Genomic DNA, 26,176 nt, shown 5'->3' with positions numbered 1-26,176 from the left:
TTGCGGTCAGTAACGGCTTATGAGATAGAGGAGCGGGAACAGGAAGATCCACACAATATCGACGAAGTGCCAGTAAAGACCGAAGTTCTCGATCGTGGTCATGTGCCCGCTGGTATAGGCTCCTCCGATGGCGCGCACCAGCAGAACGGAGAGGATGGCAATCCCGATGATCATGTGCAGGGCGTGCATGCCCGTCATGATGAAGTACAGGGAGAAGTACATCTGCGTCTTCTCCGCCATATCGGGCGCGAGGACCTTTTCCTTCGGGCTGGAAGGATGCACAAACTCCTCGATGCTGAAGTTTGCGCCGGGGATGTGGTGCTTCTCCCATTTCTCGTGGTATTCGTCGGCCTTGATGCCAAGGAATACCAGGCCGAGGACAAACGTGGCCGCGAGGGCAAGGACCAGTCCTCGCTTGTTCTTCATCTCTGCCGACCAGACACCCATAGCCATGGTGAAGCTGGAGGTGATGAGCACCACGGTATTGGTGGTGCCCAGCACGATGCTGAGCTGATGGCTGCCGGCGACGAAGGCCGGATAGTACCAGTTCCGATAGATGAGGTAGGCGGTAAAGAGTCCCCCGAAAAACATGATTTCGGTCAACAGGAAGAGCCACATGCCGAGGCTCGATGCTTCCCTCTGCTGCTCCACGGTTTCAAAGTGGTGGCGCAGGTATGCCGGGTGCTCGTGTGCAGGAGAAGCCACTTCGGTTGCGGCGCCGTTGCTTACTGTGATTTGGCTATCCAACGCTCGTTACCTCGTATGGGGTCTTGTTCGCGAGCCATTCGTAGTCGTATGCCTCGTGGTCCATGATGGGCGTCTCCTCGAAGTTCGAGGTAATGGGAGGAGACTGGATCTGCCATTCGAGGCCGGTTGCCTGCCAGGGGTTGTCTCCTGCAATCGCGCCATACTTCAAAGACCAGGTCATATACAGCATGGGCAACAGGTAGCCGACGCCGAGGACGGTGGCTCCGGCAGTGGAGAGCACGTTCAGCACCTGAAACTCAGGGGGATAGGCGTGGTAGCGGCGCGGCATCCCCAGGTATCCCAGAACAAACTGGGGGAAGAAGGTGAGGTTGAATCCGATAAACGTGATGATGGCGGCAAGCTTGGAAAGCGACTCGGGGTACATGCGGCCTGTCATCTTGGGCCACCAGAAATGGATTCCGGCGAGGTAGGCCATCAACATGCCGCCGACCATGACGAAGTGGAAGTGAGCGACGATGAAGTACGTCTCGGTAAGGTGGATATCCATTCCCAGCGAGCCGAGAAAGACTCCGGTGAGGCCGCCAATGGTGAACAGGCCGATGAACCCGAAGGCGTAGAGCATAGGGGTTTCAAAGGTGATCGATCCCTTGTAGAGGGTTGCCGACCAGTTGAAGATCTTGATGGCGGAGGGCACGGCAACCAGCATGGTGAGCAGGGAGAAGACCAGCGCCGAATAGTTCGAGACGCCCATGATGAACATGTGGTGCTCCCACACAAAGAAGGCGAAGACCGCGATGGCGACCGAGGAGAAGGCCACGGCGGTATAGCCGAAGACACGCTTGCGTGAGAAGGTGCTGATGACTTCGGAGATGACGCCCATGCCCGGCAGAATCATGATGTAGACGGCGGGGTGGGAGTAGAACCAGAAGAGATGCTGGAAGAGCAGTGGATCGCCGCCGCGGCTTGGGTCGAAGACCCCGATGCCGATGGTGCGCTCCAGCGCAACCAGCACGATGGCGATGGCCAGAACCGGGGTGCCGAGGACCATCAGGATCGATGCCGCGTAGTTGGACCACACAAAGAGCGGCAGGCGGAACCAGGTCATTCCTGGAGCCCGCATGCGGTGCGTCGTGACGATGAAGTTCAATCCCGTAAAAATGGAGCTGAAGCCGGCGACGAAGACGCCAAGAGCCGCAGTAATGACATGCGTATTGAGATAGTGCGTACTGAGCGGGGTGGTGAAGGTCCAACCCGTGTCGACGCCCCCCAGCACCATGGCCGTGAGAGTAAAGATTCCGCCGAAGACGTAGAGGTACCAGCTCAGCAGGTTGATCTTGGGGAAAGCCAGATCTTTAGCGCCCAGCATGATCGGCAGCACGAAGTTCCCGATAACGGCGGGAACCGACGGCACCAGGAAGAGAAAGATCATGATGACGCCATGCATGGTGAAGAGCTTGTTATAAGTATCGGACGCGACCAGATCCGGCATCGGCGTGAGCAGCTCCAGGCGGACAAGGCCAGCCATGGCTCCCCCGATGAAGAAGAAGAAGGTGATCGAGATCAGGTACAGGATCGCGATCCGCTTGTGGTCCCCGGTCAACAGCCAGCTCTTGAGCCCATAGCCATTGTTGAGGTAGGTATGCTTCGGCAGGGTTGCGCCTTCCTGTGGTGGAAGCTTGACGACTGTACCCATTACTTCACCATCCCCGGCACGCTGGGTGCCGCAGTTCCCGAGCTGGTTCCAGAGGCCGCGCCGGGCTTGACTGTCTGCTGCGTCGGCGCGAGCTCGCTGGTATTTAACGTCTGTTGGACGCGGTAGTTGGAATTGAGGTTCTTGATGTATTCGACGACATCGATCAGGCCCTCTTCGCTGATCTGTCCCTGATAGGTCGGCATAATCGGCGCGTATCCGGCAATAGTGTGCATGGACGGATTGAGGATCGATTCGCGGAGGAAGGCCTCATCGGCGTTGACAAAGGCCCCGTTGGCCAGTTGCACCTTCGATCCGTAGACGCTGGCCAGGTTAGGACCGCGCGCCGCTGCGTCGCCGGAGTGACAGGCATTGCAACTGAGGCTGGCAAAGAGGCGCTCGCCGTTCTGTGCCAGCGAGGCGCCGCTGGTCGAGGTGGCAAGCCAGGCTTTGTAGTCCTCCTGCGACAGCACGACAATATCGCCGATCATGGCGGAGTGCGATGTGCCGCAATACTGCGTGCAGAAGAGATGATAGGTTCCGGGCTTTGTAGCCTCAAACCAGACAGTCGAATAGCGGCCGGGGATGACTTCGCGCTTCACGCGGAATGCGGGAATCGAGAAGCTGTGAAAGACATCCTGGGAGATCATGGTGAGCTGCACCGGCTTATTGATGGGAACGTGCAGCGCATTGATCTCATGCTGTCCGCCGGGATGCTCGGCCTTCCACATCCACTGCTTGCCCACGATATAGATATTCATGGCGTTGGTGGGCGGATTGTAGATGCGGAAATAGAGCAGCGCGCCCCAGACAAAGCAGACCATGAAGAGAGCCAGCGGGATGATGGTCCACGTGGCCTCAAGCAGGGTGGAGCCTTCAATCTGCGTCGGCTCCGGGTGCACTTCCTTGCGATACATGATGGAGAAGGCGACGATGAGAATCGCGACGATCGCCAGCCCCGCCAGGCTGATAAGGAGGAGGAAGAAGTAGAGCGCATCCGTATAGGGCGCGATCGCCGAGGCCTCCGGCGGAAAGATGGCGAAGGTGGTGAGCCACTTCTCGAGAAACTGCCAAATGACTGGACTTATATGAGACATTCCCTTTATCCGTTCGCCCTTTATCCGTTCACTTTGGTTGCGCTGCGGGATTCGCCGTCGCGGACATAATCGCGCCGGAACATGACCACCATGAAACCGCCCAGCAACAGGACTGTAATGAGACCGCCAAGCTGAACTATGCGCGCGACCACCAGACTGTGCCGATTGAGTGACGGATCATAGTGGTAGCAGTAGGTAAGAATCGCGTCGACCGGTGTGCCGATTTTGTGCTGGGATGCTTCGACGAGTCCCAGCCGCAGATCTTTCGGCGAGTACTCCACACCCATGTAGTACTGCGCCAGCCTGCCCTCGGGGGTAACGATCTGAATCGCGCTGGCGTGTGCAAATTGCGTCAACTTGCCGTCCGGCCCCGGAACGCGGACATAGCCGTAGCCAGTAGCATCGGCGAGCGCGTTGATGGGCGGCTGCATTCCGGTAAGGAAGTGCCAGCCATCGCCGGTCTCCGGGTGGCCGTAGCGCTTGAGATACATCGCCTTCTTGGCGCGAGCCAGGTCGGGCCCTTCACTGGGATCGATGCTGACGACGATGACGTCGAAATCCTTGCCGGGGGTGAACTTCACCATCTCCAGCGCGCTGACCAGGCCGTTGAGTTCCTCGGAACAGAGCATGGGGCACTGGTAATACACCAGGGCGAGGATCGCCGGGCGCTTGCCGAAGTAGTCGCCCATGTGGACCTGCTTGCCAGTCTCGTCACGGAACTGCCCGTCGAGGGGGATCATCTTATTGAGATTCTGGGTGATCTTTACTTTGGTGAGCACGGTCGGCAGATGGTCGTTCTGCTCTCCCATAACCTTATCGCCGGGGCCAGCAACCTGAGCGGGCGCGGGAGCAGGCAGCAGCATCGTGAGGGCGAGAACCGCCGCAGCGAAGAGGCCGCTGTGGATTCTGCCATAGAGCCGATTTGTGGTTGCTACGCTGCTCTGCATACCTGGACTCCGTGGGCCCTGTACTGCCGTCTTTCGTGCCGCGTCAGAAGGTCTGACCCGATGCTAGTCTTGGTTCCGAATGTCCGGCTAGCCGCGGACGATTACCGATTTTGGGGTGCTCAACAGCGAGCCACCCGGCCGAGTTATCGCGGTTGCGCGGCGGACGCCTGCTCCCCCGCTGCAACACCATGTCTCCGCTGCTGTTCCTGCGTCTGCATCTGTTCCTGTTCGTAGCCGGTGCGGGCAAATCCGTCGGTCAGCGGAGTGTCGACTGTCCGGGCAGAATCCGCCGTCATTAAAGGCTCATTCGCGGCGCTGGCGGCAACGGGCAGGCCCCGCTGGGCGATAAGCTCCATGGCTCGCTCAATTGGGATGCGGACCTGGCCCTTCTCGCGGTTGACCCAGGTGTAGTGATCGAGCAGCAGATCCTCGCGTGCGTGCAGGTCCGCCGTCTCCTGGTTGCCATCGTCGGATTGCAGCCGGGGAGTCGGAAAGCGCTGCGTCAACTGCGAGAGCTGCTGTTGCTGCATGGCCGGGCTCGACTCCATGTTCCTGAGCTTGCCGGAGGGAGCAGCCTGCGCGTTCCATCTGTTTGACGGGCCGTCATGCTTTTCAAGCGCGCTGTTGATGACCTTGCCCATGCCGAAACAGAAGACGAAGAAGACACCAACCGAGACGCCCAGCGCCACCAGAAAGACGAAGATGCCCTGCACACTGACGTCGGTGGTCTCATAGCCGAGGGACCGGTCTTCATCGGGCACGTAGAGGTGGTGCGGATCATCCGGGTTATGCGGTGGCTGGTTATGCGTGGGCATGATCGGGCTCCAGAATCTCCGCAAGATGCGGATCGTTGACAGCAACCAGCGGGCGCTGCTGCAACTGGGTGAAGTAGTAGGCCATCCAGAAGGCGATGAGCGCTACCGGGACAGCGGCATATTGCAGGATGCCGTAGCTGAAGTGCAGGTTGCGGCGGGCATCGGCAAAGTTGGGCTCAATCAGCCAGAACATGTCCCAGCAGCGAGCGAAGATCATCCACTTGCACACCAGGATCAGGCGCTTGCGGTTGCGCTTGAGATCCCGTGAGAGCAGCAGCGTGAAGGGCACCAGCCAATGGAAGATGAAGTCCAGGGTAACGATGACGCCCCATCCGCCACGGATGCGATCCAGATACCAGGGAATCTCTTCCGGCAGATTGCCGCTCCAGATGATGAGGAACTGCGAGAAGGCGAGGTAGATATTGAGCATGACGAAGGCAAAGGTGAGCTTGCCCAGGTCATGCTGCTCCGTAATGCGAAGGATGGTCTTGAACGGCTCCGCCTTGGCCAGGCTGAGAACCGTGACGATGACCAGCGCCAGCGCACCATAACCCTGCCCGACGAGAAACAGCAACCCGTAGACCGAGGAGTACCAGGTGGGATCGAGCGACATGACCCAGTAGATGGCGCCAGCGGTTAAGGTGAGGGAGTAGATGACCATACCCGGGCCGCTGATGTTCTCAAACTTCTGCGTCCAGTAGTGGACGTGCGATTCCGTGTCGGCGTCCCGCTGCAGGGAGAGAGAGTTCAGCCTCCACATATAGAAGCCCCAGATGGCAAAGCAGACGAGGGAGCTGATCCACATGGTGGTGACGTTGAGCATGGGCCGCTTGAAGGCAATGGCGTGGGCCTGGGCAGCATTGATCAGGCCGTTCTTCAGTGCCTCTGCCGGATCGGAGATGGCGGCCCATAGATAGAGCTTCTTGGCGAAGACACCGACCGGCAGGAAGAAGAGGAAGAGCAGCGGGAGCGTGCGGCTCATGGCCTCCAGCGGGCGGCGGACCAGCAGACCCCACTTGCCACCTGACAGATACTGCAACATCAGCAGCGCCATTCCTCCGACGCAGAAGCCGAAGCAGATCATAAAGCCGAGCAGCCAGGCGCGCAGCAGGTGATCGACGCTGTGGTCCAGCACCGCCAGCAGAATAGCGAGGACGCTGAACACTGCGCCAACGACCAGAGCCTGGCGGCGCCAGCCACTCACAAAGTCCGGTGCGCCAAGATCTGCGGGCAGTGCATTCGCGTGATGTCCGTGTGCCATCAAGATCGTCCCTGTCCTTACTTCGCGCCCTGTGGCTGCGCGCCACTGGGTGGGTTAGCTGTGGATTTTGTCTTCGCGGCGGGCTGCCCTGGAGCCGGTACCACGAGTGGCGGCGGAGCAGGTGCGGCAGGCGCCATCGCCGGCGTGCCCTGACTGCTATCCGGGTGGAGCACCTGCACGGCGGTAGCGGGCAACTCCCATGGGCCGGCGAAGTTTGCCGGGTAGCCAAGCTGCTCGGCGACATCCTTGAGATTTTCAACATGCTCCCCGGCCGGTACATCGGCTGGGGTTGCGTCCTGGCTCAACTGCAGGGCGCGGATATAGGCAGCGACCGCCCAGCGATCCTCCGGCGTCAACTGCGCAGAGTAGTCGGGCATGGCTCCGTAGCCGTTGGTCATGACGTAGAAATAGTGGCTCAGCTTCTGCGTGCGGCGAACCGAGTCGTGAAAGTTGGCGGCTTGCTTGTAGCCCCGCTGGACGATCATGCCGAGGCCGTTGCCGACGCGCGAGTGACAGGGAGTGCAATAGATATTGAAGCGCTCCTGGCCACGCTCGAGCACCTGCAGGGTGACGGGAAAGGGCATCTCGTCGCGCTCTTCCCGGTAGCCGTTGGCGGCAGCGACCACCCCGGTGTAGAAGTAGGAGTTCTCCCGCAATTGTCCGCGAGCCACGGTGTTGGCTACCTGCGGGCGTGCGGAGCGGCCATCGGCAAAGAAGGAGGTGCCACGCTGGGGAATCATCTTGGGCTGGTTGTGCATGTCCTGGCGGCAGCCGCCGAGGGCAAGCACCGAGCCGATGGCGACAGCGAGGCAGGCGAACCGGCCGTAGCGGATTGGATCGATCGGGTTAATACTCCACCTCCACAACGGATACCGGACGAAACTCCTCGAGATACTGCCTGGCTTCGGCAAGTGAGAACTTGGGATCGTTCGCCTCCAGGCAGAGAAAGAACTTGTCCGTGCTGGCGCCGGTACGGAAATTAGGCGCGTTGAAGAGCGGGTGGTAGGGCGAAGGCAGTCCATTCATGGCCAGCATGCCAAAGGCCGCGGAGAGACCGGCAAAGAGGATGGTCCACTCATACGCGGGGACGATGAAGGCAGGCCACGAGTAGTAGGGACGCCCTCCGATATTCAGGGGATAGGCGAGCACCGAGATCCAGGTTTCCAGGCCGAACATGGCCGCGAGTCCCAGCAATCCTCCGATGAGGCAAACGAGAGGGACACGGTTGCTGTGGAAGCCGATGGCTTCGGCGGCCTCTTCCACCGGATAGGGGGTATAGCAGTCGAGCCTGCGCCACCCGGAGTCGTAGGCGGCCCGGGCCGCAACGATCAACTCCGTGGGAGTATCGAACTCTGCCAGCAATCCGTAGATTCCTTCAACTTGGGCCATTAGTCACCAGCCTCATGCAGGGCTTCCGCCTCATTGATCTTGGCCTGAGGAAGCATGACGCGGATCTCAGACATGGGGATCATGGGCAGGAAGCGAATAAAGAGGAAGAAGAGGAACGTAAAGAGTCCCAGCGTTCCGATGAAGGTTGCATAGTCCCAGCGAGTGGCGCGGTAGGTGCCCCAGGAGGAGGGCAGGTAATCGCGATACAGGCTGGTGACGACGATAACGAAGCGCTCGAACCACATGCCGGTATTGACCACCAGCGAGAGCAGGAACATAAAAGTGGGGTTCCGGCGCAGCTTGCGCGACCACAGAGTGATCAGCGGTGTGACGATGTTGCAGGTGATGAGTACCGCATAGGACCAGCCCATGGGGCCATGCATGCGGTTCCACATCATGAAGCTCTCCCACTTGCTGGCGGAGTACCACGCCATGAAGACTTCCATGCCATAGCCGTAGGCCACGATAAAGCCGGTGGCGAGCATCACCTTGCCCATGTTGTCGAGGTGGCGAAGGGTGATGAGATCCTCTAGTCCGTAGAACTTGCGAATGGGAACGGCCAGCGTAATCACCATCGCGAATCCCGAATAGATGGCTCCGGCGACGAAGTAGGGCGGGAAGATGGTGGTATGCCAACCGGGCAGCGTGGCCACAGCGAAATCGAAGCTGATGACCGTGTGCACGGAGAGGACCAGCGGCGTCGCCAGGCCGGCGAGCAGCAGAGAAGCCGTCTCATAGCGCATCCAGTGGCGCACCGAGCCGCGCCAGCCGAGGGCGCACATGCCGTAGACATATTGACCAAGCCTGGTCTTCGAACGGTCGCGCATCGTTCCCAGGTCGGGGATCAAACCGACATACCAGAAGACGAGCGAGATGATGGCATAGGTAGAGACCGCGAAGACGTCCCACATAAGCGGGGAGCGGAACTGCGGCCACACGTTCATCGTGTTGGGGTAGGGGAAGAGCCAGTAAATCGCCAGCCAGGGACGTCCGGTATGGATGACGGGGAACATGGCGGCGCAGACGACGGCAAACAGCGTCATGGCCTCGGCAAAGCGGTTGATGGAGTTACGCCAGCTCTGCTTGAAGAGCAGCAGGATCGCCGAGATCAGCGTTCCGGCATGGCCGATACCGATCCACCAGACGAAGTTGATGATGGCGAAGCCCCAGGCAACGGGCTGGGTAATGGCCCAGATCCCGGTACCCTTGAGGAAGAGCCAGGTAACGGCCACCATCAATATTCCAGCGACCGAGCTGGCGACTACAAAGCCGCCGAACCAGCCCAGCGGCGTATGCGACGTAAGCACGATACGGGAGATCTTCTCCGTGATCGATTTGAAGGTATGCCCCGGAGCAATGACCCGGGTTTCCCCAGTCGCCGGGTCGATCATCGGGTCATTCACCTGAACGTCTTTGGTTGCCATGCTGAGTTCAACCTCTTCAGTAGAGCGGATTTCCTGACTGCCTTGTCATTCCCATGAAAGAGCGCGCTAGCTGCTCTGCACGGAGTGCGCCGGCGATAGTTCCGGGTTCGGGTTGATGACGCCAGCGGTGTAGCTGGTGCGGGGACGCGTGTTGATGTCCGCGAGCACCTGGTAGTTCCGCTGCTGGGCTTTGAGCTTTGCGACGCGGCTGTTCTTGTCCTTGATATTGCCGAATTCGATGGCATGTGTCGGGCAGGCCTGCTGGCAGGCGGTCACAATCTCGCCGTCGCGAATCTGCCGGTTTTCCTTGTCGGCCTCAATCTTGGCGGCGTTGATGCGCTGCACGCAATAGGAGCACTTCTCCATGACGCCGCGGCTACGCACGGAGACATCGGGATTGCGCATCAGCTTCAGGCTCTCAGTTTCAAAGTCAGAGAAGAGGAGGAAGTTGAAGCGGCGCACCTTATAGGGGCAGTTGTTGGAGCAATACCTCGTGCCAACGCAACGGTTGTAGACCATCGTGTTGAGGCCCTCCGGCGTATGCACCGTGGCTCCAACCGGGCAGACCTGTTCGCAGGGAGCGTTCTCGCAGTGCTGGCAGGTCATGGGCTGGAAGTGCGCCTGGGGAGCAGAGAGATCGCCTTCAAAGTAGGTATCGATCCGCAGCCACTGCATGTTGCGGCCGATCATGACCTGCTGCTTGCCGACAACGGCAATGTTGTTCTCAGCGTAGCAGCTGACGACGCATGCGTTGCAGCCGATGCAGGAGTTGAGATCGATGGCCATCCCCCAGGCATTCTTGTCATAGCTGAAGCCGGGGAAGAGGCTGTCGTCCTTCGCGGGCGCTTCGCGGCCCACGTGCGCGAACTCGGGATTGGCGCGGAACTCCTCCAGCGTGGCGTAGCGAATGATGCCGCGATCCAGCGCCTCGTTCCCTTCCATCGAGTGCGTGCCGCTGCCATCGCCACCGTTGGCAACTGAGCGATGATCGCCATAGTGGCTCTTGGTCACGGCGAGTTCCCAGCGCTTGCCGGTGTTGCGGACCCGCGCTCCGGTGGCAATCAGCGGCGCATCCGAGGTGCGGATGGCATAGCTGTCGAATCCGGCTCCACTGCCCACGCGGCCTGCCTGACGGCGGCCATACCCTAGATAAACCGTGATGCTGTCCTCCGGGTGGCCGGGCATGACGAGGACGGGCGCGAGAACCTTTCTCCCTTTCACCTCAATTTCGAGGATGTCCGCCTCGGTCGCCTTGAGCTTGCCCATGGTATCCATGCTGACCAGAGCCGCATTATCCCAGGAGAGATTGGTGACAGGCTTGGGCAGCTCCTGCAGCCAGCCGATGTTGGAGTAGCGGCCATCGTATAGGTTCGGATCGGGACGGAAGATCACTTCAAAGCCATCGCCGCCGGCAGCCGCAGCGGGCAACGCCGCAGCAGGTTTGGCAGAGACCGTCTTCGGCGCAAAGGCCGTATCCTCAATGAAACCTGCGTGGAGAGCCTTGCGCCAGGAGAGTTCGAAATCCCCCTTGAGCACGGGCCTCCATGTCTCACGGACGGCTTCGTAAGCGGAAAGATTCGGGAGATCCAGCAGGGACTGCAGAACATCGTGTGCCGAGTGGCCGCCGTAGAGCGGATCGATCATCGGCTGGATGATGGTCACCGTGCCGTCATAGGCGCGAGCGTCGGACCACATCTCAAGATAATGGGTGGAGTTGATGTGCCACTGCGCAAGCTGGCCGGTCTCGTCGAGATGCGAGCCAAGATGAGCCAGCATGCCGACCTTATTCAGCGCGCTCTCAAAATCCAGATCCGCAGGTGCGTCATACAGCGGATTGGCGTTGAGGACGACGAGCCACTCCACCTTGCCTGCGTTCATATCGGCAACCAGGGCGCGAAGGTCGGCGTTCTGCTCGGCGGGCATGGGGTTCACCGTCTCGGTGTAGACCACCGTCTTACCGACATTGCCGAGTGCCTGGTTGATAGCGATGGCAGCCAGATGCACGGCTGCCGGCTGCTGCTCGCCTGGAATAACCACGGAGCTTCCGGCGTGCGCTTTGAGATCCTTGGCAACCGCCTGGAGAAACTTTTGCGCTTCCGTGCTCAGAGCCGGAACCGACGAGGAACCGGCACCCACAGCGGCCGCAAGTGCAGCCGCAAAATCTGCCACCTGCGAGGCCTTAAGGGTGAGACGATGCTCGGCCTTGAGTCCGGTCGTGGTGGTGGTGCTCTCCACGGCGTAGAAGCGATTCATCTCCACGCCGGGTTCGAGCTTGCGGCGGCGAGCATAATCGGCAGCCAGCTTGAGGAAGCCGGGATGTGCGATGCCGGAGAGAAAATCGGCGTCGAGCGAAACGATCACGTCGGCGGCATTGAGCCGATACTGAGCATCGAGATACTCGCCAAAGGCAGCCTTGGAGGCGGCATAGGCGGAGTCTCGATTGACAGGGTCGTACTGCACCAGCTTGAGGTTGGGATAGAGGGCCTGCGCCTTCTTCCACTGCCCCGCCAGCGTGGGAGAGGTGATCGTGCTGGAGAGGAAGGCGATGCCTGCTCCGCCGGAAGACTTCTTCTCCGCGAGCTTGGCGCGGAGCGCGGACTGAAATGCGGGCCACTCGCTGGTTTCGCCGCGGAAGGTGACATGCGGCGAACGATCGGGATCATAGAGGCCCAGCAGCGTGCCCTGCGTGATTGCGTCCGAGGCGCCGCGATTGTAGGGGTGCTCTGGATTGCCGTCCAGCTTGATGGGCCGGTAGGCGTCACTCTTGACCAGCAGCGGAACCGCTCCCATGGGAAACGGATGCGCGGTAGCAAAGTAGACAGGCTTGCCGAGGATGAGGTCTTCCGGCTGCTTGATGTAGGGATAGATGGGCTCGTCGGGCTGCTTGGTGCAACCGGAGAGGCCGGCCAGCGCAAGCGAGGCGCTCATCAACTTGAGGAATCCGCGACGGGAGACGGGATCGACCCACTCCGATGCCTGCGAGGGAAACTCGCGACCCAGCATCTCGTGGAAGGCCGGAGTATCGGCGAGCTCATCCAGGCTGCGCCAATACTTCTTCCCCTTCTTGCCGCTGAGCTGTTCGCGGGCCGCTTCGAGCGTGAGCGCGTTGGCCTGCGGGCTCTGCTTCAGCTCGGAGGCATGCATCGGAGCAGCGGCGATGGTGACCAGCTCCGCAGCAGCCTCGGGCGTCAGGGGCGCAGGGGACTCCAGGTGCTGCCTTTCGCGAGGATCACTGGGGCTGTCGAAATTTCCCACGATATCGTTGCTCACCTTATCTGCCGTTGCATGGACCGTGAAAGGGTTGTTTGTGCCCAGGTTGTGCGGGTTCTGGCTGCTGCTCATCGGTGGCACACCTCGCAACTGCTCAACTCCCGCGGCGATCGAATGTTGTACTGCTGGAGCAGATATTTGCCGAGAGCGTCCTGGCTGGTAAACCGCGTATAGCTGAGCGAGGCCGGGACGATTGCGGCGACGCTCCGCTGGCTGGCCGGAAGCATTGCAAGCGAAGCAGCCTGCACTCCGCCTGGAGCCGGGTCCGTCGTCACGCAATTCACTGTCTGCGCGGTGGGTATGCCCGACTTGAGGCCGCTGGTGGTGCACCAGACGGGCTTGTCCGTCGTCGGCGATTGCCAGGCCATGTTGTAGATCTCAGTCGTGGGACGTAGGTTCTTCGCCGGATTGCGATGGCAGTTGAGGCACCACTCCATCTGCAGGGTGTTCTGCTGATACATCAGCGGCATCTCGTCCACGCGGCCATGGCAGGTGGAGCAGCCCAGGCCCTTATTCACATGGATGGAGTGGTTGAAGTAGGCGTAATCGGGGAGATCGTGCACCTTGGTCCAGGTGATGGAGTTGCCCATCGCCCAGGAGGTACGAACCGGCAGCAGCAGATTGGCATTCGTCCAGATCTGCGCATGGCAGTTGATACAGGTCTTGGTGGGCGGAATGCCGGCATAGCTCGATTTCTCGACCGAGGTATGACAGTACTGGCATTGCAGGCCCAATCCCTGGACATGGTGTTTGTGGCTGAAGGGGACAGGCTGATCGGCGCGCTGCCCCTGCCGGGTCACCCAGGGCGACCGTTGCAACTGATCGAGCGTCACACCCAACGCGATGACGATGAGGCCGGTTAAAACCAGGCTCATCCGGGCCAGCGCGTTCGAGCTGCGGTCAAAAATCTGCGCCATGAGTGCAGTCCTGCTTCCTCAAAGTCGTTAAGTTTGAATGCTGAACACTGCGATGTTCACAACCTGTTTTTAGGGCAAGAAATTCGTCGGACAAATCTCCGTTGCAAAAAAATATAGCAGCGGAGAAGTCTTTGGCAAGTTATCCCTGACCACTCCATTGAGATATGAAGAAAATTCACACATTCGAGGGACAGATTGGCGGCAGGAGAGAGGCATGGCAAGGCACTCCGCGAGAGCACGCTAAACCCCAGCTTTTATGCGGTTCAGATGCACTTTCGCGCTCGCCTGGAAAGCCGGCTGACACGGCAAAAATCATGCCGCAAAATTGCAGCACGATTTTTTATAGAGCCATAACAAGTAACCTTGACTGTGTCATTTCCCGGATAGCCCAGCGCACGCCTTCGCGTCCTTCGCCGGATTGCTTGACTCCGCCGTAGGGCATGGAGTCGATGCGCCAGGATGGGCTATCGCCCACAATGACAGCGCCGACATCGAGCGTTTCATAGGCTCGCTGGATGCGTCCTGCATCGCGGGTAAAGAGTCCGGCCTGAAGGCCGAAGCGGGAATGATTGACACGTTGCAGGGCGGAATCAAAGTCGTCATAGGCTTCAATGTCAACAACGGGTCCAAAGATCTCCTGATCGACCACTTTCATGGGACTTTTGGTGCCGGAGAGGATGGTGGGTTCGACGAGCGAGTTGGTGCGGCCGCCTCCGGCAAGAACCTTCGCTCCCTGATGGCGAGCTTCCTCAATCCAGGAGACGATGCGCTCCGCGTCCGCCTCTTGTATAACCGGGCCGACGTCGGTGAAGTCGCTGGCCGGATCGCCGCAGACAATCTTCGCGGTGCTCTCGACCATCTTCCACGTAAAGGTCTGAAAGATTGGGCGCTCGACGAAGATGCGCTGGACAGAGATACAGCTTTGGCCGGAATAGCTGAAGGCTCCGGCGACGGCCCTGGCGACGATGGGGTCGAGGTCGCCGCAATCCCCGTGCACGATCATGGCGGCATTTCCGCCAAGTTCGAGAACCACGTGCTTGGATCCGGCGAGTGCCTTGAGCCTCCAGCCTACGGCAGCGCTTCCAGTAAAACTGAGTACTTTGAGGCGGTCCTCGAATTCGACGAGCCACTCGGCGTCTTCGGTGGCCATGGGGAGAACGGAGAGAGCCTCGATGGGCCAGCCGGCTTCGAGCACGATGCGCCCGAGCGCCAGCGCGCTGAGAGGTGTCCGCGGAGAGGGCTTGAGCAGGACAGGGCAGCCGGCGGCGATGGCAGGCGCCAGCTTATGGGCAACCAGGTTCAGGGGGAAGTTGAAGGGCGTAATGGCGAACACAGGCCCGATGGGAAAGCGGCGCAGCATGCCCCAGCGGCCTTCCGCGCCGGGCAACAGATCGAGGGGAAGCACTTCCCCTTCCTGGCGAACCACCTCTGCGGCTGCAACCTGGAACGTAAAGGCGGCACGATCGACCTCGGCGAGCGCGGTACGGATGGGCTTGCCCGCCTCGGCAACGATGGTGGCGGCCAGAGAATCCCGCTCGGCAACCAGCCGCCGGCTGATGACGGAGAGGATGTGCTGCCGCTGGTAAGCGGGAATGGCGCGGGTGACGGGGAAGATTTTTTCCGCCGCGTGGACGGCCAGCAGAGCCTGAACGCGGGTCGCTACCGGCACTGTGCCCACAACGGAGTTGTCCCAGGGGGAGTGGACCGGGAGCAACTCGCCGGAAGTGTGCGGCTTACCGCTGAGCAGAAAAGGTGTGACGTCGAGTTTTGCCGGCCGCGCTGATGCGGTTTTTGTGGTCTTCGGCTTCTTGCCGGTGGTTGCACGAGCCGTTTTTTTCGCTGGTGGCTGCTTGCCAGGTCGCTTGCTGGTCATGCGTTTTCCCTTTCGACTGATCCATATACACTCAACTGGTATGAACGATGGCCGTCGTCCAGTACGGTACAACGCGTCCCTTGCCTGTGAACAACTGGCGCAGGCTGACCCTCGGCTGGGACGGCTGATTGCGCAGGCGGGTCCTTTCACTCTGCGGACGAAAAGCTCGCACTCCCCGTTCGAGGCGCTGCTGGAGTCGATTGTGTATCAGCAACTCCACGGCAAAGCTGCTGCGGCTATTTTGCGCCGACTACTGACGATATTTGGAGAAATTCATCCCCAACCGGAGCAGATAGTTGCTGTTCCGGACGAATTGCTGCGCGCAGCCGGCCTCTCCGCCGCAAAGACCCTGGCGATCCGCGACCTGGCGGCGAAGACGCTGGATGGAACCGTGCCCACGCTGGCGCAGATTCGCCGTCTGAGCGATGCGGAGATCGTCGAGCGCCTGACTGAGGTGCGAGGCATCGGACCCTGGACCGTGGAGATGCTGCTGATCTTCCGCCTGGGACGACCGGATGTGCTGCCGGTAAGCGACTACGGAGTACGGCGGGGATTTGCCCTGACCTTTGGCAAGCTGCCGAAGGGAGAGAAGACGGTAACGGCGGCGATGCTGCCAACTCCGGCGGAGATGGAGAAACGCGGCAAGCGGTGGAAGCCGTGGCGCTCCGTGGCAAGCTGGTACCTTTGGCGGGCCTGCGATCTGGCAGACGGAACGATGATCCCTTCCTAGATCCCTTCCGGTCGCTTTTTGGGGGCCTTTTTGGAATCAGTAAGTTAGTCCGTCGGCCAGTCTTTGTCTGCTTCTCCGGGAGCATCGGGAGATACCTATGCGCCGCAGCCCTGCCAGATGAGGAAGTACTCTAGAGGGGTAAAGGATCCTCATGAACTCTGCAGAAACGCGCTACATCTGCACGCACGGCCATTTTTATCAGCCGCCGCGGGAGAATGCCTGGCTGGAGACGGTCGAGATCCAGGATGGCGCCGCGCCATACCACGACTGGAATGACCGCATCACCGCCGAATGTTATGCGGTGAATGGGGCCTCGCGCATCATCAACGGCAGGAAACAGATCATCCGCATTCTGAACAACTACTCCCGGATCAGCTTTGATTTCGGGCCCACGCTGCTGTCGTGGCTGGAGGAGAATGCGCCCCGAACCTACCGCATGATTCTCGAGGGGGACCGATTGAGTCAGGGCCGCTTCGGCGGCCACGGCTCGGCGATGGCGCAGGTATACAACCACGCGATCCTGCCGCTGGCTTCCAGGCAGGACAAGCAGACCCAGATCCGCTGGGGAATCGCGGACTTCGAAAAACGCTTCCAGCGCAAGCCGGAGGGCATGTGGCTGGCGGAGACGGCAGCGGACTCCGAGACGCTGGAATTATTGGCCGAGCATGGCATCCTGTTCACCGTTCTGGCGCCGCACCAGTGTGCGCGGGTCCGGCCGCTGGCAATGGAAGACGAGGAGATCGGCGAGGCGGAAGAGGCTGAGTGGACGGAGACCCCTCACGCAACGGTCGACACGACCATGCCCTACCTGGTGCGCTTCCCCAGCGGCCGCAGCCTCGCGGTGTTTTTCTACGACGGGCCGCGATCCCGGGCGATTGCCTTTGAAGGATTACTGAACAGCGGAGAGGCCTTTGCGGCACGGCTGATGGAGGGCTTCGCTGAAGATGCCACTGGTCCTCAACTGGTGCATGTAGCTACCGATGGCGAGAGCTATGGGCACCACCATCGCCATGGGGAGATGGCCCTCTCGTATGCGCTGAAGTCGATTGAGGATCAGCAGTGGGCGAAGCTGACCAACTATGGGGAGTACCTGACCATTGCGCCGCCGACGTATGAGGCGCAGATCGTGGAAAACACAAGCTGGAGCTGCTCCCACGGTGTCGAGCGCTGGCGCTCCGACTGCGGCTGCAATGGCGGCCACCCGGGGTGGAACCAGAAGTGGCGCAAGCCGCTGCGAGAGGCGCTGGACGCGCTGCGCGATGCGGTGATTGCGCCAACCCGGCAGTTGGGCGACCGCCTGTTCGAGGATGTCTGGGCGGCACGGGATGCGTATATTGATGTGATTCTCGATCGCAGCCGAGCCTCTGTGGAGCGATTTTTTGCGCGGTATGGCAGGGCGCGCCTCTCGGAAAGCGATCGCATAACCGCTCTGAAGCTGATGGAGATTCAGCGGCAGGCGCAGCTGATGTATACCAGCTGCGGATGGTTCTTCGATGACATCTCCGGCATTGAGACGGTGCAGGTCATCTCCTATGCGAGCCGGATGATTCAGTTGGCCAGCGAGATCTTTCCCGAGACAGGGGCGCTGCTGGAGACGGAATTCCTGCTCCGTCTGCGGGAGGCGAAGAGCAACGATCCCAAGGAAGGCGATGGATTCGAGATCTACCGGCGCAGAGTGAAGAAGATGCAGGTAGACCTGGAGAAAGTGGGCGCCCACTACGCCATCAGTTCGGTGTTCGACACCTACCCGGAAGATACGCAGCTGTTTTGTTACAAGATTCACCGCCAGGCCTACGAGGTCCTTACCTCCGGCCATGGCCGGGTGGTGGTGGGCCGGGCGCGAGTGACGTCAAGGATCACCTGCGAGTGGAAGGATCTTTCCTTTGCCGTGCTCCACTTTGGCGACCAGAACATCAGCGCGGGAGTCAGGCGCTACACAGGGGAAGCCGAAGAGTACGCGCGGCTTCTCGAAAGCGTGCAAACAGCAGCGTTGCATGCAGATTTGCCCCAGGTGGTGCGGATCGTCGACCGCTACTTCGGCACCGCGGGCTATTCGCTGACCTCGCTGTTTACCGACGAGCAGAGACGCATTCTGCAACTGATTCTGAACTCCACCCTGCGGGAGGTAGAGAACAGTCTTTGCACGATCTACGAGGCGCATGCCTCGCTGTTGCACTTCCTGAGCGAAAGCGGCTTGCCGAAGCCCCCGGCACTCAGCCTGGCAGCAGGGTTTGCCATCAATGCAGGACTGCGGAACGCTCTGGAGAGCGATCCGATCGATGCGATCCAGATGCGCTCGCTGCTGGGCCAGGCAGCCGCCGATGTGGTGACGCTCGATACCAACCTCCTGAGCTATCTTGCCGATCAACGCATGAAGCGCGCCATGGTGCAGTTGCACGCCAAACCGATGGATACGACCGCGCTCAATAACGCGGTGGTCATCGCCCGTGCGCTGCGGGTGTTGCCGTTTGAACTGAACCTATGGCAGGCGCAGAACATCTGGCATGACACTCTGATGATCTCCCGCGCAGAGGTTGCGACTCTGGCTCCGATCGACCGGGAGCTGTGGACCGCGAGCTTTCACGAGTTGGGAACCCTGCTCGACATCTCCGTGGACGAGCTGGTGGTGGAGGAAGAGATGCCGGAGAATGGGGACGAGAATGGGGGAAGCCGGGCTCAGGTCACGGCGAAGTAGAAGCCCTGTAATGTTCGGCGTTTGGTCACGGCGGAATCTATAATCGGCGGGACTGGCTTGCCAGTCTGACGTACGGAGCGAGTCCCTCGATGGCAGCACTGAAAACGGCAAAGCGGCTTCTTCTCGGAATCCTGGGTGTGTGGGTTCTGTTGTACGCCTCGTTCTCTCTGTTTGTTCCTCCGCTGCTGGACGACGCGGACTCGGTGCATGCCGAGGTGGCGCGTGAGATGGTTGTCAGCCACGACTGGACAACATTGCACGCAAACGGCATCCGCTACCTCGAGAAGGCTCCGCTGATGTACTGGAGCATGGCGGCAAGCTTCCGCCTGTTCGGAGTGTCGGACTGGTCCGCGCGCCTGCCCTTGGCGCTCTACTCGCTGGCCCTGTTCTTCGTAATCTTTCTGCTGGGTGAGCGAATGTTCGCGAACACCGCGGCAGGCTTCTACGCGGCACTCCTGCTGATGACCTCGGTCGGCATCTTTATCTTTGGCCACCTGATTCTGCCGGATGTCATGCTGTGCCTGTGGATGACGCTGGCGATGTTTTTCTTCTGGCGGTCCCTGTATGAGGAGCGGCCTTCCCTATGGACCGCTGTCGGGTTTGGTGTCGCCTGCGCCCTGAATGTGCTGACGAAGGGCATCATCGGCATCCTGTTTCCGCTGGCCGTGGTGTTCCTCTTCCTGCTGATCACGCGCAATCTGAAGCACCTCTTTCGCTGGCACGTGGCGGTCGGCGTCGTAGTCTTCCTGCTGATCGCGGTGCCATGGCACATTCTGGCGGGGCTGGCGAATCCCACGCAGGGGCACCCCGTGGGCCTGCTGCCGACGCAGGGAAACGTCCGGGGATTCTTCTGGTTTTACTTCGTCAATGAGCATGTGCTGCGCTTCCTGAACCTGCGGATTCCGCGGGACTACGACACGGTGCCCCTGCTGCTTTTCTGGGGCCTGCTGCTGATATGGATGGTGCCGTGGTTTGCCTTCGCGATCCGGCCGCTGTTGCGGGTTCCCTTTCGCAAGGCTCTGGCCAGGCAGCCGCTCGACCGAGCGGATCAGCGCAGAGTCTTTCTGACGCTCTGGTTCCTGGTGATCATGCTCTTCTTCAGCTTCTCCACGCGGCAGGAGTACTACGTGCTGCCCGCGTTGCCGGCGGTGGCGCTGCTGGCGGCTGGCTGGCTGGCCGCCGACGAGAAAGAGGTACAGGGCGAAACCGGATTGCGCATTGCAAGATGGCTGTTTGCCTTCGGCATGGTTGGCGCGGGAATGGCAATCTACCTTGCGCTGCGGGGGCATACACCAGCTCCGGGAACCGATCTCTCTACCCTGCTGAACCAGCATCCCGAGGACTATGCCCTGTCGTTTGGGCACTTTCTCGATCTGAACCTGGATGCAATGGGAGCCTTCCGGCTGCCGTTGGTGCTGGTGGCGCTGTCGCTGGTGGTGGGAACCATGACGAACCTGTGGCTGCGCTTCAAGGACAAGCGGCGACTCGCAAACTGCTTCCTGGTGGGGATGATGTGCGGGATCCTGATCGCTGCGCACATCGCGCTGGCGATCTTTTCGCCGGTGCTCTCGTCGCAGGTGCTGGCGCTGGCGATTCGCGCCGAACTGGCTCCAGAAGATCTCGTGGTGCTGAACAGCGAGTATGAGGCCGGATCGTCGGTTGCGTTTTACCTGGATCGACAGGTCTACATCCTGAACGGCAGAAGCTCAAATCTCTGGTATGGCTCGTTCTTCTCCGATGCACCGGACATCTTCAAACACGAGGACTGGCTGGCAGAACGATGGAACGGGCCGGAGCGGGTCTTCGTGTTTACCGAGGCAGGCAAGATGCCTCCCGTGCCGGGGCCGAGTTACGTGGTAGCGAAGAGCGGCGGCAAAGAGATTGTCAGTAACGAACCCAACTCGGGCGGAGCCGAATTTTAGGGGCTGAATTTGACGGGTCCACCCTCCTGGGATGACAACGAGGTATGGCGCGGTTTTTGCGTTATGAAGCAGATCCTTCGCTTCGCTCAGGATGACAAAACTAGATGAGGCTCGGGATGACAAAACCTAGCTGATTTTCCTGATTTCGTTGTCCTTCGTCTCTAGCAGACACCTTGTGCGGCGAACCTCACCCCAAGAACTCTAAAAAAACGGCTCCCGTCGCCCCCGCTCAGATAGGGTTAACAGGCCGCTAGGCTTCGGCGCGCGGGGTCAGGCGTTCCAGCTTGCCGTTGCGCAGATAGAAGTGTTCTCCGCGCCAGGCGATGGTGTGGCCAGCGTAGCTCCAGATCCAGATGCCAAGGCCCGCAATGTCACGCGGCACCAGCAGCCACAGATCGCGCAGAACCTGGCGGTCGTTGAGGATGCCGACACCGACGTTGAGCGCAAGGGCGACACGTGCGGCCAGGGTGATGCTGAAGATCGCAAGGCTGGGCAGGCTGCATCCTGAGGCAATGATGTTGGCGATGGCCCAGGGCAGGCCGAACGTAAACATCACGCCGGCATAGCCGAGTTTGCGCGAATCGCGGGTGCTGCGAGACCAGCGTAACTGATGCGCGAGGAAATGGCTGAAGTCATAGGCGGGCAGAAAGGTTTCCACCACCTCAGTGCTGAGGACAACCTGATAGCCCGCGTTCGCGATGCGAAGTCCCAGTTCAAAATCATCGGCCAGGTAATCGACCAGGGGCAGCAGCCCTCCGGAGGCGTCGAGCGCCTCGCGGGAAACGGCAAGAGTTGAGCCCAGGCCGAAGTGGATGCCGTTCTCAATCTTGCGCGCGGTAAGGACTCCGGCGATGAAATCGGTGGAGATACCAAGCGCCTCCATACGGGAGCCAATGGTCTTTGCGGCGCGGCCACGATAGGCAGCGGTGACCATGCCGACCCGGGCTTCGGGCGATTGCGGCATCTGGAAGCCCGCGAGGATGCGCGACAGATATTGCGGCGTTACCTTGATATCGCTGTCGTTGATGAGCAGATAGTCGTAGCGCGCATGCGGAAGGATCTGGGTAAGGTTGCTGACCTTGCCATTGGCCCCGCGGATCTCCGGGCACAGGATGAGATGGATCTCCCGCTGGGGAAACTCGGCCTGCAGTTGCCGGACGGCAGCGACGGCAGGATCGTCCATGCTGCTTACACCGAAGAGAATCTCATACTCGCCGGGGTAGTCCTGGCGGCAGTGGCTGGCAAAGCTGGCATACATCTCGGGATCGAGTCCCTTGACCGGTTTGAGGATACTGACCGGGGGATGAAAGACAGGCTGGGGCCGGGAGAGGCTGCGGTGGAAGTCGCGCGCGCTCCACAAGGCGAGCAGGTAGTAACCCAGGCCCGACAAGGTCAGTACGGTCGTGATGGCTTCCACCGCTGTTGCAAGCATAGAGTCAGTTCACAGTTTAACTGACGCACTACTCGTAACGAAGAGCCTCAATGGGATCGAGGCTCGCAGCCTTCCATGCCGGGTAGATGCCGAAGAGCAGGCCGATCGCGCAGGAGACCGAAAAACCGATCAACGCCCACACCCCGGACATGGATGCGGGAAGCGAGGCTATAGCCATGCGGACAATGAAGGTGATGATGGCTCCGGCCACGACACCGAGGACGCCACCCACGGCACAGAGGGTTATCGCCTCCAGCGTGAACTGGAGCAGAACATTTTTCTTGGTGGCTCCGATGGCTTTGCGGACACCGATCTCGCGGGTGCGCTCGGTGACGGAGACCAGCATGATGTTCATCACGCCGACGCCGCCAACCATCAGGCCGACGCTGGAGACGGCGATCATGAATCCGAAGAGGCCGCTGGTGATCTGCGTCCACAGGCGGGTGATTGCGTCGGGACTGAAGACCTCAAAGTTATCCGCCTGCTCGACGCGGATCTTGCGCCGGCGCCGGAGAAGCTCGCGGAGCTCATCCTGGACGAGGGCCTTGTTTGCCGGATCGTCGTACTTGACGCTGATCCAGACGTCCTTGATTTCAGGATGCAGTTTATTGAAGGAGGAGACGGGCATATAGGCGCTGTTGTCGTTGGGATTCTTGCCCGTGCCGAAGGCTCGCTTCTGCTTGTCGAGCACGCCGATGACGGTGAAGAGTTCGCCGTCGATATTCACTTCCTTGCCCAGCGGATCTTCGCGGTCGAAGATCTCCTCTGCCGCATCGTGGCCGAGCACGACGACGTTGGCTCGCCGCACATTTTCATCTGCGTTGTACATGCGGCCAGCGGTCAGGACAAGATCATTGACGTCGGAAACTGCCGCCGTAGTGCCAAAGAGAATGGTGTGCTGGAGCTTCTTCTTCCCATATTTCAGGCTGACGCTACCCAGGTTGAAGCGGAAATCCTGATACGTCTTGCTGGGATCAACAGCCACGACGTGGGGCAGAGCCTTCATGGCCTCGGCATCCTCGATCGTGAGCTTCTTGCGGCTGAGCTGTTCGGTGGTAGGGCGCACGCCGATCACCGGCATGTGGAAGACCCAGATAATGTTCGTGCCAATCGAGTTGACCAGCGTTTGAATATTGTTGTTGAGACCATTGATGACCGAGGAGATCGCAATGACGGTGGTGACTCCGATGACGATGCCGAGGATGGTGAGCCCGGAGCGCAGCTTGTTGGTACGCAAGGTCTCAAGCGCCATACGGACGGCTTCCCTGGAGTCACTCAGCTTCATGCTTCCCTTTCACAGAGCCTCTGTTTTTCATGCCCTACAGCTCCGACCGAAGCGCAACGATAGGATCCAATGTGGCGGCCTTGCGAGCCGGGTAGACGCCAAAGAAGACGCCCACCGCGGTGGCCATAAATAGACCGAGCAGAACCGACCAGATCTGCACGTCGGTGGGAAAACCGACGATCAGCGTAATGGCCTTGGCGGTGCCGACGCCAAGCATGACGCCGATGATCCCACCAATCATCGACATGGTTCCGGACTCAATCAGAAACTGGAGCATGACGTCTTTGCGCTTTGCCCCGAGGGCTTTGCGAACGCCGATCTCGCGGGTGCGCTCGGTGACGGAGACAAGCATGATGTTCATGATCACGATGCCGCCAACGACCAGGGAGATGGAGGCGATGCCGACCACGACGGCGGCAAAGGTGGAGCTGATGCTCTTCCAGATGCCGACAAAAGTGTCATTCGTCTCGACCGAAAAGCTGTCCTCGCTGCCGGGAGCGTCGTGGCGGCGCGCGCGCATGATGACGCGGGCCTCGTCAGAGGCATTGGAGAGCGCACCGGGCGCAGTGCCGGCCTTGGCATAGATGTCGATGGTGGTGTTCGTGCCATGCGTCTGCATGTAGCTGGAGAGCGGGATATCGACGTAGTTGTCCTGACTGTTGCCGAGGGTCTTTCCCTGGCGCTCGCCAACTCCAACGACGGTGTAGGGGACGCCATCGACGCGAATCTCCTTGCCGATGGGATCGATGCCCGGCATGAGGTTATCGATGATGTCATACCCGATGATCGCGACGTGCAGGGCCTGCTTCTCGTCCATCTCGGTTAGGGAGCGGCCCTCCACCACGTTGAGGTTGGAGATGCCGGGCATGGTCCACGTCCAGCCGCGAAGGTTGGTCCCGGTGCTGGACTGCTTGCCATAGACGACGCGGGTCGTGTCGCCGATCATCGCTCCGGTAGTGATGCAGAGCTTGCAGTTCTCGCGGATGGCATTGTAGTCGTCGATCTTGATGTTCTTGCGCTTCTGGAACTTGAGCCACTCTTCCCCGCTGGTGATGACGGAGGGGGTCTTCTTGATGGTGAAGGTATCGGAACCATAGCCGGATATTTTGGTGGCGACGAACTTATTCGCTCCATTGACCAGCGTGATCACGGCGATGACCGAGGAAACGCCGATGACGACTCCGAGCAGCGTGAGGATGGAGCGCAGCTTGCTCGCCCAGAGCGACTTCAGCGATATTTTGACTGCCTCAAAAATATTCATAGCTGCGTTAGGATGCCTGGCACTTCCTGCGCCTGGTATAGCCGGTCGATCGGTTTAGCCAGCGCACCCCGGATCGTTGCGATATGCAGAGCTGTCTCGGATGGCTCAATCGGCAGAGCAGACACTTCTCCTCTGGAAGGTACGCTACGGCTGAGTTCCCGGTTCCCTGATTGTTGCAGAGATGGCACTGATTCGCTGCAGACATGGACGAGGCAGGGAGCAAAAAAGACCGCGGCGTGGCAACTGTGGGAGGAAGACGGTGGCCCCGGCCTCGTTTCCGGGGCGCGGGGCCAGGGCTCGCAGACGAGCCTGTAAGCCGAATTCTGTCGAGGACGGTCATTCCTCTAGGCGACGCATTACTGCGGCGCTCCAGCAACCTACCCGGAGGTTTCGGCGCCCACCTTTGCAGGTGGCGACCCGCCTGGGCGCGCCGGGCCGGCACGCACTCGCGGCAGTGGGTCAAGCCGCGAATTCCCTCCCTATTTGGTCTTGCTCCGTGTGGGGTTTACCCTGCCCCCGACTTTACAGCCGGGGCGGTGCGCTCTTACCGCACCTTTTCACCCTTACCTGCCGCTTGCGCGGCCGGCGGTATTTTTTCTGTGGCACTGGCCGTCTTCCGGCCTTGAAGCCGGAATCCCGGACGTTATCCGGCACACTGCCCTGCGGAGTTCGGACTTTCCTCTCCCGAGGCGCTTGCGCGTCCCGGCAGCGACCGCCCAGCCCGCCTGCAAGGCTATCTTATCAGCGAAGGCCGCCGTTCTGGCTCCCTCCGCTCCACTGCTTTGGATATTGTTGCAACCAGGCCTGGACGCTCCCGGTTATTTTTGCGCGACTTTGCGCGGCCTGAGCAGGGCGGAAAAAAGCGGCGCGCCCCAGGCAGCGATCGACAACAGGGAGCCGAAGAGGATGACTGCATCGATGCTCTCCCGGCCTTCCGGGGCCCAATACACGTCCTCAAGATTGAACCACAGGGCGAACTCGTCGAGCGTGAGCGCGGCGGCCACACCATAGATCACGGACATGAGACGGCTGAGCAGGACAACCGACGGACTGTCGCCCTGGTCAATCTCCGCCAGCCAGCCATAGCCGAGCGCAAGCAGCAGCAGGATTCCCCAGACAAGGTGATGGATATGGCGGCCACCGATCTCCACCCAGTGAAAGGGGCCCACGTGGTGCACGATGGCGAAGACCAGCAGGCGCAACCCGGAAAAGGTAACGAAAAAACTGACCGAGGCGTAGAACATTCTGCGGCGCGGCCGGTCTGCAATATGAGTGTGAATGAGATGGCCGAGGCTGGTGAGATGCACCAGCAGGAAGAGCAGCGCCGCGGCAAGAACAGAGAAAATCAGCAGGATCAACGTCCCGGTGAGATGCATGGGAGGAATTAAATCACGAGGACCGGCAGCCCGGCCCGCGGCATAAAAACAATCCTCAAAAAAGAGGGCCGGCGAGCGGCATGC

General features: G+C 60.4%; 19 protein-coding genes and 1 other RNA gene. 3 read left to right on the top strand and 17 right to left on the bottom strand.

Going from position 1 to position 26,176, the window contains the following annotated elements; genetic code table 11:
• Window positions 1-6 precede the first annotated feature (6 nt).
• The 12 genes from VM554_11410 to VM554_11355 form a co-directional block, all read right to left on the bottom strand.
• Complete coding sequence (locus VM554_11410) at window positions 7-747, bottom strand: cytochrome c oxidase subunit 3 family protein (GenBank protein ID HVJ08983.1); 741 nt, start codon at window positions 745-747, stop codon at window positions 7-9.
• Window positions 740-2,401 (bottom strand): cytochrome c oxidase subunit I, encoded by a 1,662-nt coding sequence (gene ctaD, locus VM554_11405; GenBank protein HVJ08982.1) that lies wholly within the window; start codon window positions 2,399-2,401, stop codon window positions 740-742. Before ctaD ends, VM554_11410 begins: the two co-directional genes overlap by 8 nt.
• On the bottom strand, window positions 2,401-3,495 hold the full coding sequence (coxB, locus tag VM554_11400; protein ID HVJ08981.1) for a cytochrome c oxidase subunit II: 1,095 nt from the start codon (window positions 3,493-3,495) through the stop codon (window positions 2,401-2,403). The genes ctaD and coxB overlap by 1 nt, the downstream gene beginning before the upstream one ends.
• A 20-nt stretch (window positions 3,496-3,515) precedes the next feature.
• Window positions 3,516-4,442 carry an SCO family protein gene (locus VM554_11395; GenBank protein ID HVJ08980.1) on the bottom strand — a complete coding sequence of 309 codons (927 nt, stop codon included), beginning with the start codon at window positions 4,440-4,442 and terminating at the stop codon, window positions 3,516-3,518.
• A 143-nt stretch (window positions 4,443-4,585) separates the two neighbouring features.
• Window positions 4,586-5,257 (bottom strand): hypothetical protein, encoded by a 672-nt coding sequence (locus VM554_11390; GenBank protein HVJ08979.1) that lies wholly within the window; start codon window positions 5,255-5,257, stop codon window positions 4,586-4,588.
• Window positions 5,244-6,518, bottom strand: coding sequence for a hypothetical protein (locus VM554_11385; GenBank protein HVJ08978.1), 1,275 nt, complete (start codon window positions 6,516-6,518; stop codon window positions 5,244-5,246). The genes VM554_11390 and VM554_11385 overlap by 14 nt, the downstream gene beginning before the upstream one ends.
• Window positions 6,519-6,535: 17 nt before the next feature.
• A complete protein-coding gene (locus VM554_11380) occupies window positions 6,536-7,384 on the bottom strand; it encodes a cytochrome c (protein ID HVJ08977.1) in 849 nt (282 codons plus the stop codon).
• Window positions 7,365-7,907, bottom strand: coding sequence for a DUF3341 domain-containing protein (locus VM554_11375; GenBank protein HVJ08976.1), 543 nt, complete (start codon window positions 7,905-7,907; stop codon window positions 7,365-7,367). Before VM554_11375 ends, VM554_11380 begins: the two co-directional genes overlap by 20 nt.
• Entirely contained in the window at window positions 7,907-9,331 is a 1,425-nt protein-coding gene (gene nrfD / locus VM554_11370; protein HVJ08975.1) for an NrfD/PsrC family molybdoenzyme membrane anchor subunit, read from the bottom strand. The genes VM554_11375 and nrfD overlap by 1 nt, the downstream gene beginning before the upstream one ends.
• A gap of 66 nt (window positions 9,332-9,397) precedes the next feature.
• The gene (locus VM554_11365) at window positions 9,398-12,673 is read right to left on the bottom strand and encodes a TAT-variant-translocated molybdopterin oxidoreductase (protein HVJ08974.1); all 3,276 of its coding nucleotides are present in this window, start codon (window positions 12,671-12,673) and stop codon (window positions 9,398-9,400) included.
• Window positions 12,670-13,518 carry a cytochrome c3 family protein gene (locus VM554_11360; protein ID HVJ08973.1) on the bottom strand — a complete coding sequence of 283 codons (849 nt, stop codon included), beginning with the start codon at window positions 13,516-13,518 and terminating at the stop codon, window positions 12,670-12,672. Before VM554_11360 ends, VM554_11365 begins: the two co-directional genes overlap by 4 nt.
• A gap of 340 nt (window positions 13,519-13,858) precedes the next feature.
• Complete coding sequence (locus VM554_11355; protein ID HVJ08972.1) at window positions 13,859-15,391, bottom strand: aldehyde dehydrogenase family protein; 1,533 nt, start codon at window positions 15,389-15,391, stop codon at window positions 13,859-13,861.
• Window positions 15,392-15,431: 40 nt separating this feature from the next.
• Here VM554_11355 and VM554_11350 point away from each other — a divergent pair, with 40 nt between their 5' ends.
• The 3 genes from VM554_11350 (at window position 15,432) to VM554_11340 (ending at window position 20,738) form a co-directional block, all read left to right on the top strand.
• Window positions 15,432-16,121 carry a DNA-3-methyladenine glycosylase gene (locus VM554_11350; protein ID HVJ08971.1) on the top strand — a complete coding sequence of 230 codons (690 nt, stop codon included), beginning with the start codon at window positions 15,432-15,434 and terminating at the stop codon, window positions 16,119-16,121.
• Window positions 16,122-16,272: 151 nt separating this feature from the next.
• Complete coding sequence (locus VM554_11345; protein HVJ08970.1) at window positions 16,273-18,816, top strand: DUF3536 domain-containing protein; 2,544 nt, start codon at window positions 16,273-16,275, stop codon at window positions 18,814-18,816.
• An 89-nt stretch (window positions 18,817-18,905) separates the two neighbouring features.
• A complete protein-coding gene (locus VM554_11340) occupies window positions 18,906-20,738 on the top strand; it encodes a glycosyltransferase family 39 protein (GenBank protein HVJ08969.1) in 1,833 nt (610 codons plus the stop codon).
• A 250-nt stretch (window positions 20,739-20,988) separates the two neighbouring features.
• Here the strand turns inward: VM554_11340 and hpnI are convergent, their stop codons facing one another.
• The 5 genes from hpnI to VM554_11315 form a co-directional block, all read right to left on the bottom strand.
• Entirely contained in the window at window positions 20,989-22,170 is a 1,182-nt protein-coding gene (gene hpnI / locus VM554_11335; protein ID HVJ08968.1) for a bacteriohopanetetrol glucosamine biosynthesis glycosyltransferase HpnI, read from the bottom strand.
• 28 nt (window positions 22,171-22,198) lie between these two features.
• The gene (locus tag VM554_11330; protein ID HVJ08967.1) at window positions 22,199-23,455 is read right to left on the bottom strand and encodes an ABC transporter permease; all 1,257 of its coding nucleotides are present in this window, start codon (window positions 23,453-23,455) and stop codon (window positions 22,199-22,201) included.
• Between the two features lie 34 nt (window positions 23,456-23,489).
• A complete protein-coding gene (locus VM554_11325; protein ID HVJ08966.1) occupies window positions 23,490-24,716 on the bottom strand; it encodes an ABC transporter permease in 1,227 nt (408 codons plus the stop codon).
• A gap of 296 nt (window positions 24,717-25,012) precedes the next feature.
• An RNA gene (gene rnpB, locus VM554_11320) (RNase P RNA component class A) lies at window positions 25,013-25,444 on the bottom strand.
• Between the two features lie 90 nt (window positions 25,445-25,534).
• Complete coding sequence (locus tag VM554_11315) at window positions 25,535-26,092, bottom strand: hypothetical protein (protein HVJ08965.1); 558 nt, start codon at window positions 26,090-26,092, stop codon at window positions 25,535-25,537.
• Window positions 26,093-26,176 lie beyond the last annotated feature (84 nt).

The organism is Acidisarcina sp., from assembly GCA_035539175.1.
Lineage (GTDB): Bacteria > Acidobacteriota > Terriglobia > Terriglobales > Acidobacteriaceae > JANXZS01.
The sequence above is the reverse complement of the archived record's forward strand: the minus strand, read 5'-3'. Positions and strand labels throughout refer to the sequence as shown.